Source organism: Nocardioidaceae bacterium (genome assembly GCA_018672315.1).
Classification (GTDB): Bacteria; Actinomycetota; Actinomycetes; order Propionibacteriales; family Nocardioidaceae; genus TYQ2.
Genome location: CP076053.1, coordinates 2,401,313 through 2,418,668, shown reverse-complemented (window position 1 = coordinate 2,418,668; position 17,356 = coordinate 2,401,313). Strand labels below are relative to the sequence as shown.

General features: G+C 72.3%; 20 protein-coding genes and 1 tRNA gene. 7 read left to right on the top strand and 14 right to left on the bottom strand.

Annotated elements, in window-relative coordinates; all coding sequences use genetic code 11:
• The 3 genes from KLP28_11700 (at position 1) to KLP28_11690 (ending at position 2,716) form a co-directional block, all read left to right on the top strand.
• Positions 1-1,620: a Na+/H+ antiporter NhaC family protein gene (locus KLP28_11700; protein ID QWC84245.1), complete on the top strand. Its 1,620-nt coding sequence runs from the start codon at positions 1-3 to the stop codon at positions 1,618-1,620.
• Positions 1,621-1,752: 132 nt separating this feature from the next.
• Positions 1,753-2,076 carry a type IV toxin-antitoxin system AbiEi family antitoxin domain-containing protein gene (locus KLP28_11695; protein ID QWC84244.1) on the top strand — a complete coding sequence of 108 codons (324 nt, stop codon included), beginning with the start codon at positions 1,753-1,755 and terminating at the stop codon, positions 2,074-2,076.
• Between the two features lie 94 nt (positions 2,077-2,170).
• Positions 2,171-2,716 (top strand): hypothetical protein, encoded by a 546-nt coding sequence (locus tag KLP28_11690; protein ID QWC87077.1) that lies wholly within the window; start codon positions 2,171-2,173, stop codon positions 2,714-2,716.
• A gap of 78 nt (positions 2,717-2,794) precedes the next feature.
• On the opposite strand, the gene KLP28_11685 is transcribed toward KLP28_11690, so the two are convergent.
• Genes KLP28_11685 through KLP28_11675 form a run of 3 tightly spaced genes read right to left on the bottom strand, consistent with a single transcriptional unit; the run spans position 2,795 to position 4,806 of the window.
• Positions 2,795-3,430: an IMPACT family protein gene (locus KLP28_11685; GenBank protein QWC84243.1), complete on the bottom strand. Its 636-nt coding sequence runs from the start codon at positions 3,428-3,430 to the stop codon at positions 2,795-2,797.
• 12 nt (positions 3,431-3,442) lie between these two features.
• Positions 3,443-4,219: a TSUP family transporter gene (locus KLP28_11680; protein ID QWC84242.1), complete on the bottom strand. Its 777-nt coding sequence runs from the start codon at positions 4,217-4,219 to the stop codon at positions 3,443-3,445.
• A complete protein-coding gene (locus KLP28_11675) occupies positions 4,216-4,806 on the bottom strand; it encodes a hypothetical protein (GenBank protein QWC84241.1) in 591 nt (196 codons plus the stop codon). Before KLP28_11675 ends, KLP28_11680 begins: the two co-directional genes overlap by 4 nt.
• Before the next feature lie 63 nt (positions 4,807-4,869).
• Here KLP28_11675 and KLP28_11670 point away from each other — a divergent pair, with 63 nt between their 5' ends.
• Both KLP28_11670 and KLP28_11665 read left to right on the top strand, forming a co-directional pair.
• Positions 4,870-5,763, top strand: coding sequence for a cobalamin-binding protein (locus KLP28_11670; GenBank protein ID QWC84240.1), 894 nt, complete (start codon positions 4,870-4,872; stop codon positions 5,761-5,763).
• 122 nt (positions 5,764-5,885) lie between these two features.
• Entirely contained in the window at positions 5,886-6,956 is a 1,071-nt protein-coding gene (locus KLP28_11665) for an SGNH/GDSL hydrolase family protein (GenBank protein ID QWC84239.1), read from the top strand.
• A 246-nt stretch (positions 6,957-7,202) separates the two neighbouring features.
• Here the strand turns inward: KLP28_11665 and KLP28_11660 are convergent, their stop codons facing one another.
• The 4 genes from KLP28_11660 to KLP28_11645 all read right to left on the bottom strand — a co-directional run bounded on the left by KLP28_11660 (position 7,203) and on the right by KLP28_11645 (position 9,804).
• Positions 7,203-8,081, bottom strand: coding sequence for a Bax inhibitor-1/YccA family protein (locus KLP28_11660; GenBank protein QWC84238.1), 879 nt, complete (start codon positions 8,079-8,081; stop codon positions 7,203-7,205).
• Positions 8,082-8,234: 153 nt separating this feature from the next.
• Positions 8,235-8,307 (bottom strand) — tRNA-Leu (locus KLP28_11655).
• Between the two features lie 31 nt (positions 8,308-8,338).
• Positions 8,339-9,145 carry a TetR/AcrR family transcriptional regulator C-terminal domain-containing protein gene (locus tag KLP28_11650; protein ID QWC84237.1) on the bottom strand — a complete coding sequence of 269 codons (807 nt, stop codon included), beginning with the start codon at positions 9,143-9,145 and terminating at the stop codon, positions 8,339-8,341.
• Positions 9,146-9,204: 59 nt separating this feature from the next.
• Entirely contained in the window at positions 9,205-9,804 is a 600-nt protein-coding gene (locus KLP28_11645; GenBank protein QWC84236.1) for a hypothetical protein, read from the bottom strand.
• Positions 9,805-9,946: 142 nt separating this feature from the next.
• On the opposite strand from KLP28_11645, the gene KLP28_11640 reads away from it, so the two are divergent.
• The gene (locus KLP28_11640; GenBank protein QWC84235.1) at positions 9,947-10,117 is read left to right on the top strand and encodes a CsbD family protein; all 171 of its coding nucleotides are present in this window, start codon (positions 9,947-9,949) and stop codon (positions 10,115-10,117) included.
• Positions 10,118-10,237: 120 nt separating this feature from the next.
• Positions 10,238-11,299 carry an adenosine deaminase gene (add, locus tag KLP28_11635; protein ID QWC86953.1) on the top strand — a complete coding sequence of 354 codons (1,062 nt, stop codon included), beginning with the start codon at positions 10,238-10,240 and terminating at the stop codon, positions 11,297-11,299.
• Positions 11,300-11,314: 15 nt separating this feature from the next.
• Here the strand turns inward: add and KLP28_11630 are convergent, their stop codons facing one another.
• The 7 genes from KLP28_11630 to eno all read right to left on the bottom strand — a co-directional run bounded on the left by KLP28_11630 (position 11,315) and on the right by eno (position 17,349).
• Positions 11,315-12,055 carry a uracil-DNA glycosylase gene (locus KLP28_11630; GenBank protein ID QWC86952.1) on the bottom strand — a complete coding sequence of 247 codons (741 nt, stop codon included), beginning with the start codon at positions 12,053-12,055 and terminating at the stop codon, positions 11,315-11,317.
• Between the two features lie 112 nt (positions 12,056-12,167).
• Positions 12,168-13,775: a YihY family inner membrane protein gene (locus KLP28_11625; protein QWC86951.1), complete on the bottom strand. Its 1,608-nt coding sequence runs from the start codon at positions 13,773-13,775 to the stop codon at positions 12,168-12,170.
• A gap of 23 nt (positions 13,776-13,798) precedes the next feature.
• Positions 13,799-13,954, bottom strand: coding sequence for a hypothetical protein (locus KLP28_11620; protein QWC84234.1), 156 nt, complete (start codon positions 13,952-13,954; stop codon positions 13,799-13,801).
• 103 nt (positions 13,955-14,057) lie between these two features.
• Entirely contained in the window at positions 14,058-15,035 is a 978-nt protein-coding gene (locus KLP28_11615; GenBank protein QWC84233.1) for a Ppx/GppA family phosphatase, read from the bottom strand.
• Positions 15,032-15,556 carry a DUF501 domain-containing protein gene (locus tag KLP28_11610; GenBank protein QWC84232.1) on the bottom strand — a complete coding sequence of 175 codons (525 nt, stop codon included), beginning with the start codon at positions 15,554-15,556 and terminating at the stop codon, positions 15,032-15,034. The genes KLP28_11615 and KLP28_11610 overlap by 4 nt, the downstream gene beginning before the upstream one ends.
• Positions 15,557-15,563: 7 nt before the next feature.
• Positions 15,564-16,070, bottom strand: coding sequence for a septum formation initiator family protein (locus KLP28_11605; protein ID QWC84231.1), 507 nt, complete (start codon positions 16,068-16,070; stop codon positions 15,564-15,566).
• A gap of 1 nt (position 16,071) precedes the next feature.
• Positions 16,072-17,349 carry a phosphopyruvate hydratase gene (eno, locus tag KLP28_11600; protein QWC84230.1) on the bottom strand — a complete coding sequence of 426 codons (1,278 nt, stop codon included), beginning with the start codon at positions 17,347-17,349 and terminating at the stop codon, positions 16,072-16,074.
• Positions 17,350-17,356: the final 7 nt, after the last annotated feature.

Below are 17,356 nucleotides of genomic sequence, written 5' to 3'. Positions count from 1 at the left end.
GTGATCGAGTCCTATCCGATCCTCACCCTGCTGCCGCCGCTGCTGGCCATCGCCCTGGCGGTGACGACCCGCAAGGTGCTGCTGAGTCTCGGCCTCGGTGTCGTCTCGGCCGCGATCCTCGTCGCCGGCGGCAACCCGTGGGAGGCGCTGAAGCTCGGGGCCGAGACGTTCGCCGCCCAGGCGTGGACCGAGGCGGCGCTCAACACCTCGAAGGTCTTCATCGTCATCTTCACCTTCGCGCTGGGCCTCGTCGCCACCTTCATCATGATGGCCGGAGGGACGCGCGCCTTCGCCGACTGGGCACAGACCCGCATCAGCACCCGCAAGGGCGCGGCCATGCTGCCGGCGGGGCTGGGCGCCGCGATCTTCGTCGACGACTACTTCAACGCCCTCGCCGTCGGCCAGGTGAGCCGACCCGTCACCGACCGCTACCGCATCTCCCGCGCCAAGCTGACCTATCTCGTCGACTCCACCTCGGCGCCGGTGGCGGTGCTCGTGCCCTTCTCGGCCTGGGGTGCGTTCATCCTGGGTCTCTTCGCCCCGATCGTCGGCGAGTCCTCGCTGGAGGTCAGCGAGATCGGCGCGTTCCTGCAGGCCGCCGCGGCGAACTACTACGCGTGGGCGGCCCTGGCCCTGGTGGCCTTCACGGTCGCCTCCCGGCTCGACCTCGGCCCGATGCGTACGGAGGAGAGGCGGGCCCTCAGCGAGGGCGAGTGCTACGACAGCTCCGAGAAGATCCCCGGTGAGCTCTCGGCCGACCTGCCCACCCACGCGCCGGGGCAGAAGCGCGCCCTGCTGGTGCCGTTCGCCCTGCTGACGGCCGGTGTGCTCGGTGGCATCGTCTACACCGGGTACCGGGGCGCGGGCTCGTGGGACGTGGTCGACATCCTCGCCAACACGCTGGTCACCGAGGCGCTGCTGTACGGCGCCGGGCTCGGACTCGCCTCCGCCTTCTACTACTACTTCCGCTACACCGCGGAGAACCCGAAGTTCGGCGCCCACACCTTCGGTCGCGGTCTGAAGGAGGGCCTGGCGTCGATGTGGCCGGCCGTCTCCATCCTCGTGCTCGCGTGGGTGCTCGCCGCGCTCATCGAGACGCTCGGCACCGGTGACTACCTCGGCGGACTGATCGAGGGGTCGGCCATCAGCGCGAACTGGCTGGTGCCCGTCATCTTCCTCGTCGCCGGCGCGATGGCCTTCGCGACGGGCACCTCGTGGGGATCCTTCAGCCTGCTGCTGCCGATCGCCGGTGGCATCGTGAACTCGCTGGACGCCCCCGAGCTGCTGCTGCCCGCACTCGGCGCTGTGCTCGCGGGCGCCGTGGCCGGCGACCACGCCTCGCCGATCAGCGACACGACGATCCTCAGCTCCACCGGGGCGGGCTGCAACGTGATCACCCACGTCAACACCCAGCTGCCGTACGCGCTCAGTGCGGTCGCCGCCGCTCTCGTCGGCTACATCTCGCTCGCCCTGGTCGGCTCCACCACCCTGGGACTGCTGCTCACGCTGGCGACGGTGCTGGCGATCGGACTCGTGGCCCGCAACGTGCTGGAGCCGGTGGTGCCCGAGGAGCAGATGCCCGACTCCTACGCCCCGGTCGAGGAGACCGCCTCCGCCTGAGGTCCCGCTCTGCCGCGGAGCGAGCTGGAGGATCCGGTGCACCTGGTGCACCGGATCCTCCGACGCGCGCGTTCTCCACAGCCATGCCCGTCGTCGCAGGACATGGGGCCAGTTCTTCGCGATGCTCCATGGATGCATCCGCTCCACCGTGTCGCCGGCCTCCTCGACCAGCGGCACGGCGTGGTGTCACGACGGCAGCTGATGGCCGCCGGGGTCGAGCCCCACGAGATCGCGCGCCTGGTGCGCCGCCGTGAGGCCGTGCTCGCCGGACGGGGCGTGCTGGTGACGCACACAGGCCCGCTCTCCTGGCGTCAACGGGTCTGGACAGCGTTGTTGGCCATCTCCCCCGCCGCGGCCGACCATCACACGGCGGTGACTCTTGCCGCAGGTCGGGACATGGGGCCCCATGACCAGCTGCACCTTGCTCGACGAGTCGCGTCGAGTCGCCGCGCCTGACCGGGCTGTGGTCCATCGCCGTCGGGCCCTGGACGATCTCGTCTCCTGGAACACGTCCCCGCCACGGGTCCGCCTCGAGGAAGCCCTGCTCGACGTGGCCACTGGGCGCCGACGTCGGGTCGATGGCGTCGCTGACCTGACCGACGCCGTCGGAGCGAGGTTGACGACCGCCGCACGACTGGATGCCTCGCTCCGTGGTCGAGCGAGAGTCGCCGACCGGCTCTGGTGGTCCCGGGTGCTCGCCGATCTGGCCGGCGGCACGCACTCGGTGCTCGAGCACGGGTATCTGACACTGGTCGAGAGACCCCACGGCCTCCCTCGCGGGGTCCGTCAGGTGCGACGCGCGCACCACGAGTCGGTGACGTACTCGGACGTCGAGTACCCCACCTGGGGACTTCGCGTGGAGCTGGACGGCTTGTCGCACCACCGCAGCCGTCGGCAGCGCGATCGCGACCTCGACCGCGATGTGCTCGCGAGTCTGGCGGGCGACGCCTCGTTGCGGTTGGGCTGGGCCCACGTCGTCGAGCGTGGCTGTTGGACAGCCGGTGCCGTCGCACGGCTGCTCAGGTCGCGGGGCTGGACCGGCACGATCACGAGCTGCTCATCGACGTGCACGGTGGCGGGTCACCTGGCCGCGTGAGCCCGGCCAGGCGTACACGTCGGAGGATCCGGTGCACCTGGTGCACCGGATCCTCCGGTCCGAGGGCCGCCGGACGGCTCAGCTGTCCATCCAGCGCTCACCGACCGGCTCGGCGACCAGGGCGCCGCCGCCGAGCTCGGCGAGGAGGGCGTGCGTACGCTCCACCGCCCCGGGGTCGACGGCGAGGTCGAGGGTGACCGCGCCGGCGTACGCCACGTCGACGACGAGGACCCCTGCGGCGCGCAACGCGTTCTCCACCCGACCCGCCTCAGCGTGCGGGAGCTCGACGCGCAGCACCTCGCGGCGGGCTCTCGAGATGGTCCCGGCAGCTTCGACAGCCGCGCGGGCGGAGTCCGCGTACGCCCTCACGAGGCCACCGGCCCCCAGCAGCGTCCCCCCGAACCACCTCGTCACCACCACGACGACATCGGCGAGACCGCGCCCGGTGAGCACCTCCAGGATCGGCGCACCCGCCGTGCCGGACGGCTCCCCGTCGTCGTGCGCGCGCAGCACCTGGTGCGGGCCGGGCGGTCCGACGACGTACGCCGAGCAGTGGTGCCGGGCGTCGTGGTGCCGTATGCGCGCCGCCGCGACGACCGCCCGGGCGGCGTCCTCGTCCTTCACGCGCTCGACAAATGCCAGGAAGCGGGACCCCCGGTCGGTCACCTCCGCCTCGGCGCTGCGGGCCGGCACGGCGTACGCGCTCAGCCGCATGTCAACCCCATGTCAGCCCCACAGCCCCAGCACCTCTCCCCCGATACGCACCACGAAGACCGCGACCACGACGAGGAAGAAGCCGCGGACGAAGCCGGGCCCGCGTCCGATCGCGGTGCGTGCACCGAGATAGCCCCCGAGCACGTTGGCGGCGCCGATGACGAGCCCGACCTTCCACACCACTGCGCCCATGGGCACGAAGACCACGAGCGCGGCCAGGTTGGTGGCCCAGTTGGCGAGCTTCGCCGACGCGGACGCCTCGAGGAACGAGTAGCCGACCAGCCCGACGAGCCCGATGACGAGGAAGGATCCCGTCCCGGGGCCGAGCACCCCGTCGTAGAACCCGATGCCGAGACCGAGCGCGATCGCTGCGACGAGGTGCCCGCGCTGCCCCAGCCGGATCTCGGTGACCTGGCCGGCCGCCGGGCGCAGCACCGTCCACGCGCCGACCGCGATCAGCGCGACCAGCACGACGGGGGCGAACACGTCCTCGGTGATGAGCCGCGCCGTCACCGCCCCGGCGAGCGACCCGGCGAAGGCACAGACCATGAGCGGCACGAACGTACGCGGGTCGGGCCGCAGACGCCTCGCATACGTCGCCGCACTGACCGAGGTGCCGCAGATCGAGCCCAGCTTGTTGGTCGCCAGCACCTGCAGCGGCGTCGCGCCGGGCATGCCCAGCAGCAGGGCCGGCAGCTGCACGAGACCACCCCCGCCCACGACCGCGTCGATGAAGCCCGCGAGGAGCCCCGCGAGGGCCAGCAGCGCGAGGGTGCCGGGGTCGATCACCCCGCCGCGCCGGGGCGGCGTACGCGCACCTGGTCACCCTCGGCGACCTCACCCTCGCCCACGACCCGGGCGTTGATGCCGCGCAGCCGCAACGGCAGCAGGTCGGCGTCGCTGACCCAGAAGAGCGCCGGCTTGCCGAAGCGGTCCTTGAACTTCAGACAGCCCGTGTGGGGCTCGTCGGTCACCTCGAGCACGGCGGTGCCGAGCTCGAGCCGCGTCCCGACGGGCAGGTTGACGACCGAGAGGTCGAGGTCGACGTAGACCTGGTCACCGGCCGGGAGCCACTGCTCCGGGTCCTCCGAGCCGGACACGGCGGCGGCGACCCGCGAGCACATGACGTTCACCTGCATCAGGGGGTGCGGCGAGCGATCGGCGGTGCGCTTGCTCGGACGCTGCGACCAGGTGTCGCCGACGACGCCTTCGGCGGTGCTGAAGCGCGCCACAGCGAGCCGCTCACGAGCACCGACGTCGGGGCGACGGAGCAGGAGGTCGACCGTGCCGACGTCGCGCGGGGCGGAGCATACGGAGGCCAGCGCCGCGTCGAGATCCGCGGCGCCGGGGTGGCTGCGCTCCGGGTGCACGCTCATGGTCGGCATGGTGCCACGCCGAGCGGTCCGCCGTGCTTCCCGCGCACCTGGCAGGCTCGGGGCGTGCGCATCGTGTCCCTGCTGCCCTCGACCACCGAGATCCTCTTCGCCCTCGGCGCGGGTGAGGACGTCGTCGGAGTGACCTTCGAGTGCGACCACCCCGCGGAGGCGCGGACCCGGCGCATCGTGTCCACCTCCGCGATGCCCGAGGGGCTGGGGTCGACCGAGATCGACGCGTGGGTCTCCGCGGCGATGGCACGGGGCGAGGACCTCTACCACCTCGACGCCGGCGCCCTGGCCGACCTCGACGCCGACCTCGTCGTCACCCAGGACCTGTGCGCGGTGTGCGCGGTCGACACCTCCGTGGTCGACGAGGCCCTGGCCCACCTCGGCTGCACCGCCCAGGTGCTCACGATCGACCCCCACACGCTGGAGGAGGTCATCGGCTCGGTCGCTTGCCTGGGTGAGGCGACGGGCACCGCCGAGACCGGGGCCGTGATCGTCGCCGACCTGCGGGACCGGCTCGCCCGGGTCGACCTCGCCACTCGCGGCCTGCGTCGTCGCCGGGTGGCGGTGCTGGAGTGGACCGACCCGCCGTACGCCCCCGGTCACTGGGTGCCGGAGATGGTGGAGGCGGCGGGCGGACGCAATGTGCTCGGCACGGCCGGTGAGAAGTCGGTGCGCGTCCTGCCCGAGCAGGTGCTCGCCGCCGGGCCCGACGTCATCGTCTGCGCCCCCTGCGGCTTCGACCTCGACGCGGCGTCCTCGCTCGCCGAGCAGGTCGTGGCGCAGGGTTGGCTGCCCACCGAGGCGGAGGTGTGGGCGGTCGACGCCAACGCGGCGTACGCCCGGCCGGGCCCCCGTCTCGTCGACGGCATCGAGAGCCTCGCCGTGGCGCTGCACCCGGGTCTGGCCGGCACGCTGCCGGATCCCTCGCCGGCGCGTCGGATCCGCTGAGGCGCGCCATCCGCGCATACCACGTGATGCCGGACACGCGCGTGCGTTCGGGCAACATCACGGGCGTGTTGCGGAGGCCGCGAGGTGGTTTGTCGAGGGTTCGTCAGACGTAGATTCCATGTATGGACCGGGGTGTGTTCAACGCAGTGGCAGGGGTCGCCGTCAGGGGCGGCGCCGGCGTGCTGGCTGCCACGGCGTCCGCGACAGCCGTGCTCGCCGCCGAGGCGCAGCTGGCTCGCAAGGTCATCGGCAAGATCGACGACCCCGTACGCGACGCCTCGGGCTGGTACGGCCGCGGCCTCCCCGGTCCCTCGCTGCGCGTCGCGCTGATCGGTGACAGTCTCGCTGCGGGCTACGGCGTCACCGATGTCGTCGCCACGCCGGGCGCGGGCATCGCCACCGGCATCGCCGAGCGACTCGAGCGACGGGTGCACCTCAAGGTCTTCGCCGTCACCGGGGCCGAGACCAAGCACCTCGAGCCGCAGGTCGAGGCCGCCCGGGCGTTCGCACCCCACGTGGTCATCGTCATCGTCGGGGGCAACGACGTCACGCACATGACCTCCGCCTCCACCTCCGCGCACCGGCTGCGACACATTGTCCGGAGCCTGCGGGAGGTGGGCGCCGAGGTCGTCGTCGGCACGTGCCCCGACATGTCGGTGCTCAACTCCTTCGCCCGACCGCTGCGCGACGTGGCCGGTCTGCGCTCGCGACAGCTCGCCGAGACCCAGGCCCGCGTCACCGCCGAGGAGGGCGGCCGCTCGGTCTCCCTCGGCTCGCTGCTGGTCGACGAGTTCACCGCGAACCCGCAGCTCTTCGGACCCGACCGGTTCCACCCCTCCGCGGACGGCTACTCCGCGATGGTCTCGGTGCTCCTCCCCTCCGCGCTCGGCGCGCTGGGCCTGGAGGACGACGACGACCTGACCGCGCCCTACCGCGACGGCGAGGTCGAGATGCACCGGGCCGTCGAGGAGGCCGCACGGGTGGCCGGCACGGAGATCGACGGGTCGGGGCGCGGGTCGCGCTTCGCCGGCGGTCGCGTACGCCTGCGTCGCCGTCGTCGCGACACCGGCGGCACCACGGAGGCGCCGCGTACCACCGAGGACGGTCTGCACGAGAGCACCGTGCACGCCATCAGCGAGAACGTGCCCGGCTCCGACGTCGGCGCCGCGGCCGCCGAGTCCGCCCCCACCTGAGTCGCCTGAGGCGCACGAATCACCACGCCGGGGGGCTCCTGAACGCCCGCGTATGCGGGTGTCCGGGGGCTTGCGCGGGTCTGTACGCCCGCGCAGGCACGGGATTGCCCGCGTACGCGGGTGTTCGGGGGCCGGGGGGCGCGGGGGCGCAGGGCGAGGCACCGGATGGACGTGCGAGAGGCCCCCGACCATCGATCGGGGGCCTCTCGACTGCTCGGCGCTGCTCCGTTCAGAGGAGCAACTGCCTCACTCCTGGTTGAGGATCGCCAGGATGCGGAGCAGGTTGATGTAGATCCAGACCAGCGAGACGGTCAGGCCGAACGCGGCCCGCCAGCTCTCGACCTCGGGCAGCCCGGCGGCGATGCCGCGCTCGACGAAGTCGAAGTCGAGGATCAGCATGAAGACACCGAGGGCCAGACCGACGACGCTCATGAGGAGGCCGAGGGCACCGAAGCCGAAGAGTCCGGTGTCGACACCGAAGATGCTCAGCACCAGGCTCAGCACCGCCAGGCCCACGAAGCCGAACATCGCGCCGATGACCCACGACCGGAAGCGGTCGCCGACCTGGATGTTGAAGAGCTTGTACGCCGCGAGCGTGCCGATGGCGGCCGCGAAGGTGCCGAGCACCGCCGGCAGCACGACGCCCTGGGCGACAGTCGCGTCGATGACCTTGGAGAAGGCACCGACGAAGACGCCCTCGAGCACCGAGAACGCCAGCACGAGCGCCGGGCTGACCTTCTTCTTGAACGAGTTGACCAGCGACAGCACGAAGGCGCCGATCGAACCGACCGCGCTCAGCGTCACGGCGAGGGCGAGGCCGCGCTCGGCCTCCGGTGACGCCGGGTTGGTCGTGAGGTCACCGACGAACATCCACGTCAGCGCGGCGACGACGATGACGGTGCCGATGGTCGCGGCCGACTTCTGCACGACGGAGTCGATGGTCATGCGGCCGGAACCGGGCGGCTGCTGCGGGGCGTACTGCTCGTAGCCCGCCGGTGCGCCGTACCCGCCCTGGGTCTGGCCGGGGTTGCCGACGCTCCACGAGGAGGGCTGCGCGTACGAGGTGCCACCGCCGCGGCCGTTGAACCCCTCGGACCGCGAGAAGACGGGATTGCTGCTCTGCATGTCTCTCCTAGGCTTCGACGCACCACGCTGGTGCGGGGATGCTGACACTCAATGTAGCGACATCGCTGCCCGGATTCTTCCGTCCTGACCTGGCCGAAGACACTTCTGCCAGGCTTCACAGCAGGCTCTCAGGCTCGTTCGCGCCGCGCGCGGTGCCCCCGGTGGGACTCGAACCCACACTGCAAGGTTTTTAAGACCTCTGCCTCTGCCGTTGGGCTACGAGGGCGCACCAGCAGCGTAGGTGCCCGCTCAGGGCCTCAGGCGTCCTGACTGCGGTTCTTGATGAGGTGGATGCGGGTGAGGAGGTCCTCGAGCGCCTCCTCGAACTCCGTCGACGCGTGGTCCTCCCCCAACCCGCGGCGCAGTCGCATCACCGTGGGGAACTCCGCGATGCGCTCGTCGTCGGCCTCGTCGTCGTCGAGCACGTCCAACGGTCCGAGGTCAGCGCCCAGCGTCGCCGCCTCCAGCAGCAGGTTGCCGAGCAGGAAGCTGGTGAACGCCCGGTACGCCTCGACCGCCCCCGTGTCGCTGAACCCCTCCTGCTTCAACCCCGCCAGGAACACCTCGACCCAGTCCAGGCTCCGCAGCGGCGGACGCAACCAGGGCGCCTCGGGCGGCCGCGACGCGATGAGCGGGAACGCCGCGGGGTGTGCGATGGCGACGCGGCGTACGCCGTGCGCGAGGCGCTGCAGGAAGTCCTGCCAGCCGTTCTCGGGCCGGTCGAGCACGTCGTCGTCGGCGCGCATGTCGGTGAGCAGCCGCTCGACGACGGCGTCCAGCAGCTCCTCCTTGCCGGGCACGTAGCGGTAGAGCGACATCGCCTCGACGCCCAGTCGCGAGCCGAGGTTGCGCATCGTCAGTGTCGGCAGGCCGTCATCCTCGAGGTGGTCCAGCGCCGCCTCGACGATGCGGGGACGGCTCAGCGGCACCCGCTCGCTCGGCCGCTCGGCCCCGGCGACGACGGCGGCGTCGCCGTCCACGGACGGTCTCGCCGAGCTCGTCGCCCCGGCGCCGTCGGCACCCCCGGTCCCGGAGGGGTCGGGACGTTCGTCGTTGTCGCTCACTCGAAGCCTTCCCGGGCGGACCGACCGGTCGTCGGCCGGCCCGCCCCGGGACCGATGCCTCAGGCGCGGCGGCCGACCTTGTCCACCCTGCGGTGGAAAGCCATACCCGCCAGACCGCCCGCTAGTGCTCCCACGAGGCTGGTGGCGGCCACCAGCAGCAGCGCGATGATGCCGGCCAGACCCAGGTCACCGGGGGAGGCGGGCAGACGGGGGAAGCTGTTGAGCTGGCCGAGCACGTCGTACGCGTCACCCGCGACGGCGCCGAGCACCGCGACGACGACCGCGATCACGACAGCCCAGACCCAGACCGCGAAGCCCTGGCGTACGCCGTCGAAGCGCGCCATGCGACCCGCGACGTACCCGCCGGTGTAATAGGCCAGGAAGACGATGACGCCGAGCGCGATCGCTCCCGCCCAGCCGACCTGCTCGGCGCTGACCTGGTTCGACTGCGCGAGCTGCTGCGCCTCCTGGGCGGTGTCGCTGCCTGTCACCAGGGCGACACCGGCTCCGACGGCGGCGAGCAGCGCGGTGAGAAGTACCGCCATGCCGGTGGCGGTCAGCCACCCGAGCAGGGCGACGAAGGGCTTGACCCCGCCGAACTCCTCCTCCTGCGCGTCCTTCACCGACTGGCCCGCTGCGGGCTCCGTGGTCTTGCTCATGACTGCTCCTCTCGTGGCGGAAAATCCACCGTTGGTCACGGACTTATCGCGTAAGTCCCTGGGTATGGATGCCCGTGGAGCGAATGCTTCACACACTCTGGTTGCAGGCAACCGGAGTACATCCCTCACGAAGGAGACACACATGGGACTCGCTGACAAGGCCAAGAACACCGCCGAGGACCTCGCCGGCAAGGCCAAGGAGGCCGTCGGCAACGCGACCGGCAACGACGACCTGAAGGCCGAGGGCCAGAAGGACCAGGCCAAGTCCTCGGCGAAGGACGCCAAGGAGAACGTGAAGGACAAGCTGAGCTGATCGGCTCCGACACGAGACGCCGGGGGCGGCCGCCCAGGACAGGCCGCCTCCGGCGTCAGCGTTGCCGGGCGTCTCGAGCGGCCCCGAGCGGCGGCTAGGGTTCCCGCCGTGTCCGAGCTCCTGCCCTCCGGTGTCCCCGCGAGCGATCACCCGCTCGCCCCGTTCGTCGCCACTCTGCCCAAGGCCGAGCTCCACGTGCACCAGGTGGGCTCGGCGCCGCTGCGCGTCGTCGCGGAGCTGGCGTCACGCCACCCCGGCGTCGTGCCGGCCGCACCCGAGGCGCTGGCTGATTTCTACCGCTTCCGCGACTTCGCCCACTTCATCGAGGTCTACCTCGCGGTGGTCGACCTGGTGCGCACGCCGGAGGACGTACGCCTGCTGACCTACGAGGTCGCGCGTGAGATGGCCGCCCAGTCCATCGCGTACGCCGAGCTCACCCTCACCCCGTACACCGCGGTGCGCGCCGGGGTGCCCATCGAGGCCTTCACCGAAGCGGTGGAGGACGCGCGCGTCGCAGCCGAGGCCGACCTCGGCCTGACGCTGCGGTGGATCTACGACATCCCCGGCGAGTTCGGGGTGCCGGCCGCCGAGGCGACGGTGGCGTACGCCCTGGACCACGGTCCGCCGAGTCTCGTCGGCTTCGGCCTGGGAGGTCCGGAGGTCGGTGTGCCGCGACCGCAGTTCGCCGAGGTGTTCGCCCGCGCGCGGGCGGCCGGGCTGCACAGCGTCCCGCACGCCGGTGAGACGACAGGCCCGCAGACGGTCCGCGACGCCGTCGAGGTGCTGGGCGCCGAACGCATCGGGCACGGCATCGCGGCCGCCTCCGACCCCGCCCTGCTGGCCGACCTCGTCGAGCGGGGCATCCACCTCGAGGTGTGCCCCACCTCGAACCTCGCGACCGGGGCCGTGGACGACATGTCCGCCCACCCCCTCCCGGTGCTGGCCGACGCGGGCGTCGACGTCTCGGTCAACTCCGACGACCCGCCGATGTTCGGCACGAGCCTGGAGCGCGAGTACCTGGTGGCCGCCGACCTGCTCGGGCTCGACGCCGCCGGCCTGGCCGATCTCGCCGGTGCGGCCGTACGCGCCTCGTACGCTCCCCACGACGTACGCCGTGCGCTGCTCGCGGCGCAGGCGGAGCAGCTCGCGGCCTGGACTGCCGGGGCTGCCGGACCGGCCTGAGGGACACGGGCCGGCTCAGAGGTCGGCCAGCTCCCGGGCGCGCAGGAGCACGGCGTCGAGCATGGGCTCGGTGAGACGTCCGGTGAACGTGTTCTGCTGGCTGGGATGGAAGCTGCCGAGCAGGTGCAGGGTCTCTCCCCCGCGGGTCAGCACCGCCTCCGCGCCGTGGCCGAAGCGCGGCTTCGGCCGGGGCACGCTCCACCCGCCACCGCGCAGCACGCCGATCGCGGCGTCCCAGCCGAAGCCGCCGAGGCACACCACCACCCGGGTGGTGGCGGCCAGCAGGTCCACCTCGCGCTGCAGCCACGGCGCGCACGCGTCACGTTCCTGCGTGGTCGGCTTGTTCTCGGGAGGGGCGCACCGCACGGCGGCCACGACGCGCAGGTCGCGCAGCTGCAGCCCGTCGCCGGAGTGCCGCGCGTCGGGCTGGTTCGCGAAGCCGGTGCGGTGCATGGCGGCGTAGAGCCAGTCACCCGACCGGTCGCCGGTGAAGTTGCGGCCCGTGCGGTTGGCTCCGTGGGCGGCCGGGGCGAGGCCCACCACGAGCACGCGGGCTCGCGTGTCACCGAATCCGGGGACGGGCCTGCCCCAGTACGGCTCGTCCGCGTACGACGCCCGCTTGGCCACCGCGACGTCCTCGCGCCACGCCACGAGCCGCGGGCACGCACGGCAGACGCTGACCCGGGCGTCGAGCTCGTCGAGGTCCGGCGTGGCCGCGAGACGTCGTACGCCCGCCGCCGAGCGTGCTCGCTGGATGTCCGGCCTCGCGGGGTCTCCGGGCCACCCGGTGCCCGGCGCCACCGGGGAGGCGTACGCGACACCGGTCAGCGGGTGCGGCAGCGTGCCCGAGCCGTCCTCGCCCGACACCTCAGCCGCGGAGGCTGCGGACGGCCGAGACGACGCCTCGCACGGTGACGAAGGCGGCGCCCGCGATGCCGGCGCCCACGAGCGCCTTCTGCGGCGTGCCCATGCCCTCGCCCTGCGTGCCCGCGTGCGTCACCTTCTGGCCCTTCGGCGGCGCGGTGGGGTGCTCACGCTCGTACGGGTCCTCATCGGCGCTGTCCGCGGCCTCCTGGTCGGAGCCGTCGGCCTGGTCGACCTCCTCGGGCGCGTCGCTGTCGTCGGTGTGCTCGCCGTCGGCGGCCTTCGAGCTCTCGGTGTCAGCGGTCGAGGGCTGCGCGGTGTCGTCGCTCATGCCGGGGTCACTACCCCCGTCGTCGTCGGAGGTCACCTGATCGGCCACGTCCTGCTTGGTCTGCTCGACCCGGGAGACGACCTCACCGCCGGCCTCGACCTCGTCCTCCGCGCGCCGGGAGTCGGCGTCGCTGCCGGTGGTGACGAGCGCGCCGTCCTCGATGACTCCGTACGTCGCGGCGATCCGCCCGTCGGGGTCGGCCTGCTCGCGGATCGCGCGGCCGCGCTCGAGCAGGTCCTCGGCGTTCTTCTGCGACTTGACGATGCCCGTGGTGTCGCGGGCGGGCAGCCGCAGCTCCTCCTCGGCGGGGATGCCCGCCTGCAGCTCGCGGCCGCGCTCCAGCTCGGAGTCGAGCTCGGCGCCGAGCAGCAGCGCGAGGTTCGTGATCCACAGCCACAGCAGGGCGACGATGACACCGGCGAGGGTGCCGTACGTCTTGTCGTAGGAGCCGAAGTTCGCGACGTAGAAGGCGAAGAGGAGCGAGGCGACGATCCAGATCAGGATCGCCAGCGCGGCACCCACCGAGATCCAGCGGAACCTCGGCTGCTTGATGTTGGGCGTCGCGTAGTACAGCAGCGCGACGATGGCCACGACGATGACGAAGACGACGGGCCACTTCGCCACCGCCCAGACGAAGGTCGCGGTGCTGATCGTGGCGTTCTCCAGGCCGATGGCCTGGCCGACCTCACGGCCGATCGACTCCGCGAGCGGTCCGGAGACGATCAGCATGACCAGGACCAGTGCCGCCAGCAGCACCGCCACGAGGGTCACCAGGATCATCTGCGGCCGCAGCTTGTAGATGGGGCGCCCCTCGGACACCTCGTAGATGCGGTTCATCGCACGCGAGAACGCGTTGACGTACCCCGAGGCGGAGAAGAGCGCACCGAGCAGGCCGAACACGAGGCCGAACCCGGCGGCGCTGGTCTGTGTCATCGCGGTCAGCGCGTCCTCGGCGAGGGTCTCGACCCCGTCGCTGACCAGCGGGCGGAGGATGTTGAGGACGACCTCCACGGCCTGCCCCGACTGGCCGATGAGACCCAGGATCGAGGTCAGCGCGATCAGTCCGGGGAAGAGCGCCAGCACGGCGTAGTAGGTCAGCGACGCCGCGACGTCGGTGCACTGGTCTTCCTGGAACTCGGCGAGCGTCTTCTTGCCGATGTACCGCCAGGACTGCTTGGTCAGCTTCCGCGGCGAGCTCGGCTTGATGTCGGCGTCCGGCTCCGGCCCGGCCGCGGCGTCACGATGGTGCTCGGCGACGTACGTCGTGGTGCCCGGGCCCAGGTCGGCGCCGGTGTCGGGGCCGCTCACTCCTTCGCCCTCGCGGCGAAGCGCCACCACCACACGAGCAGTCCCACCATCCCGATCGCCGCGAAGGGCAGGACCAGCTCGGGGATGGGTCGACCCATGTCGTCGGTCAGCTTGTCGGTGATCGACGCGCTGCTGTCGGATGACTGGCTCATGGCTGCTCCTGGCGGTGGGGGGTGCCGGCGGATCCTCGTACGGGGCCCGCGTCGGTGCCCGTGGACTCCTCGGCCCTTGTCCGTCGCGCGTGTCGCGCAAACTTCACGGGCGTGGCGGGCCGACCAGCGACCAGGCGATCCCGTCGATGACGTCGGCGGCGGAGACGACGACCTCGGCGGTGGCGGCGCGGCGCGCGACTCGGTCGAGCACCAGCGCGCCCGCGGCGATCACGTCGGCGCGGCCGGGGTGCATCGCGCCGAGCTGCGTGCGCTGCGCCACGGTCTGGCCGAGCAGCTGCTCGGTGGTGCCCGCGACATCGTCGGCGGTGAGGCGTACGCCGTGCAGCGCGTCGTGGTCGTAGGTCTCCTGGCCCCGCGCGACCGCGGCGAGGGTGGTGACGGTGCCGGCCACACCCACCACGGTGCGGGCGCGGCGTACGTCGACCCCGGCGGCCACCGCCGCCTCGCCCAGGAGCTCGTCGAGCCAGTCGACCGCCTGCTCGACCTGGGCGGGGGTGGGCGGGTCGTCGCGCAGCACCCGCTCGGTCAGCCGCACCGACCCGACGTCGAGCGAGACGGCGTGCTGCACCTCGCCACCGGTGCCGAGCACCAGCTCCGTCGACCCGCCACCGATGTCGACGACCAGCACGGGGTCGGTGAGGTCGACACCCGCTCCGGCGAGCCCCCGCACGGCGCCCTCGAAGGACAGCGCTGCCTCCTCGGTGCCCTCGACGACCTCCGCCTCGACCCCGAGGATCTCGCGGACACCGTCGCGGAACTCCTCGCCGTTCGAGGCGTCACGTGCCGCCGACGTGGCGACGAAGCGCACCCGGTCGCACCCGTGCTCGCGCACCAGGCCGGCGATCTCGCGGACGGCGTCCAGCGTGCGCTCGAGCGCCTCGGGCGCGAGGCGCCCGGTCGCGTCGACGTCCTGGCCCAACCGCGTCATCCAGCCCTGCCGCAGCACCTCCTGGGGGGCGCGGGATGCCCGGGGGTCCCTCGACGGGTCCTCCGGCAGGTCGACGACGAGCAGCTTGACGGAGTTCGTGCCGCAGTCGACCGCACCGACGCGGACGCTCACGTCGGTTCCACCGCGCCGGACCTCAGCCCGGTCTCCGGGTCGACGCACGCGCCGGAGGCCCACCACTCCCCCAGCTCGGCGAGCACCTCGTCGCCGAGCGGGTTCACTCCCGGCCCCATGGCCAGGGACTGACCCGCCAGCACGTGGAGGCACTTCACGCGGTCGGGCATCCCCCCGGCGGAGATCCCGTCGATCTCCGGCACCTCGCCCAGTGCGCTCCGCGCCTCCAGGTAGGCCTCGTGGGCACGGGCGTACGCCGCGGCGAGCTCGGGATCCGAGGCGAGCCGCTCGGACATCTGCTTCATCAACCCCGACGCCTCCAGCGTGCCGATGCGGGCGGCGGCGCGGGGGCAGGTCAGGTAGAAGGTGGTCGGGAACGGGGTGCCGTCGGGCAGCCGCGGCTGCGTGGTGACCACGTCGGGGAGGCTGCAGGGGCAGCGGTGCCCGACCTGCGCGGAGCCGCGCGGCGTACGCCCCAGCTGCGCGGCGACCGCCCGCTCGTCGTCGGCGTCGAGTGGCACGGTCGTCTCAGTCGCTCTTCGCGCCCCGGGGCGGCGCGATGCGCTCGACCGGGTCCGGCACGAGCCCCGGGTTGCCCGCCTCACGGGTGGACTGCCACAGGTTCTGGAACCAGGCCGGTTCGGCCTCCTCCGCGCTCAGGGTGGGGTCGGTGAGCTGCGAGGACTGCTCCAGCGGCGTGCCGTCGCCCTCGATGACCTGGTAGCCGACCTCCCCGGGCATCACGAACCCGAACCTCTCGCGCGCCTGCTGGGCGACGTACGCCTCGTCGTGCCATCGCTGCCGCTCGCGCTTCAGCCCGCCGAGCTCGGCCCGGGCGGTGTCGATGCGGTCCTGCAGGTCGCCCAGCTGGGAGCGCTGCTCCAGGTAGGCCTTGGTCGAGGAGGCGTAGGAGACCAGCAGCACCAGCACGACCAGCACCAGCACGACGGCGCGACCCGTGAAGCGGGGACGCGATGCGGCCGCGCCGGCGGACGCGGACGACGCAACAGGCGACGAGCTGGTGGAGGAGGGCACGTCAGGCCTTGAACCTCGGGAAGGCGCCGGCGCCGGCGTAGCGCGCGGCGTCGTCGAGGAGGGACTCGATGCGCAGGAGCTGGTTGTACTTCGCGACCCGCTCGGACCGTGCCGGGGCACCGGTCTTGATCTGGCCGCAGTTCGTCGCGACGGCGAGGTCGGCGATCGTCGTGTCCTCGGTCTCGCCCGAGCGGTGGCTCATCATGCAACGGAACCCGTTGCGGTGCGCCAGCTCGACCGCCTCGAGGGTCTCGGTGAGAGAGCCGATCTGGTTCACCTTGACCAGCAGCGCGTTGCCCTGGCCGCCGTCGATGCCCCGCTGGAGCCGTTCGGTGTTGGTGACGAACAGGTCGTCGCCGACGAGCTGCACCCTGTCGCCGATGCGGTCGGTCAGGTCCTTCCAGCCGTCCCAGTCCTCCTCGTCGAGGGGGTCCTCGATGGAGACGATCGGGTACGCGTCGACCAGCTCGGCGTAGTAGTCGTTCATCTGCGAGGACGAGCGCTGCTGACCCTCGAAGGCGTAGGTGCCGTCGGAGCAGAACTCGGTCGCCGCGACGTCGAGAGCCAGAGCGATGTCGGTGCCGAGGCTCAGGCCGGCCGCCTCGACGGCCTCCGCGATCAGGTCGAGGGCGTCGCGGTTCGACGGCAGCGACGGCGCAAAGCCGCCCTCGTCGCCGAGGCCCGTGGAGAGGTCCTTCTTCTTCAGCACCGACTTCAGGGCGTGGTAGACCTCCGCGCCCTGCTGCAGCGCCTCGGAGAAGCTCGCCGCGCCGATGGGCGCGATCATGAACTCCTGCACGTCGACGCCGGAGTCCGCGTGGGCCCCGCCGTTGAGGATGTTCATCATCGGGACGGGCAGCACGCACGCGTTGGGCCCGCCGACGTAGCGGAAGATCGGCAGGCCGGCCGACTCGGCGGCGGCCCGGGCGACCGCGAGGGAGACACCGAGGATCGCGTTGGCGCCGAGCGTCGCCTTGTTGGGCGTCGCGTCGAGGTCGATCATCGCCTGGTCGATCAGACGCTGGTCGTCGGCGTCGAAGCCCAGTAGGGCCGGACCGATCTGGTCCTCGACGGCCGCGACGGCCTTCTCCACGCCCTTGCCGAGGTAGCGGTCCCCGCCGTCACGCAGCTCGACCGCCTCGAAGGCCCCGGTGGACGCGCCGGAGGGGACGGCGGCGCGACCCAGCGCGCCGTCGTCGAGGACGACCTCGACCTCGATCGTCGGGTTGCCCCGGGAGTCGAGGATCTCGCGGGCGGCGACGACGTCGATGGCGGCCAAGGGGAGC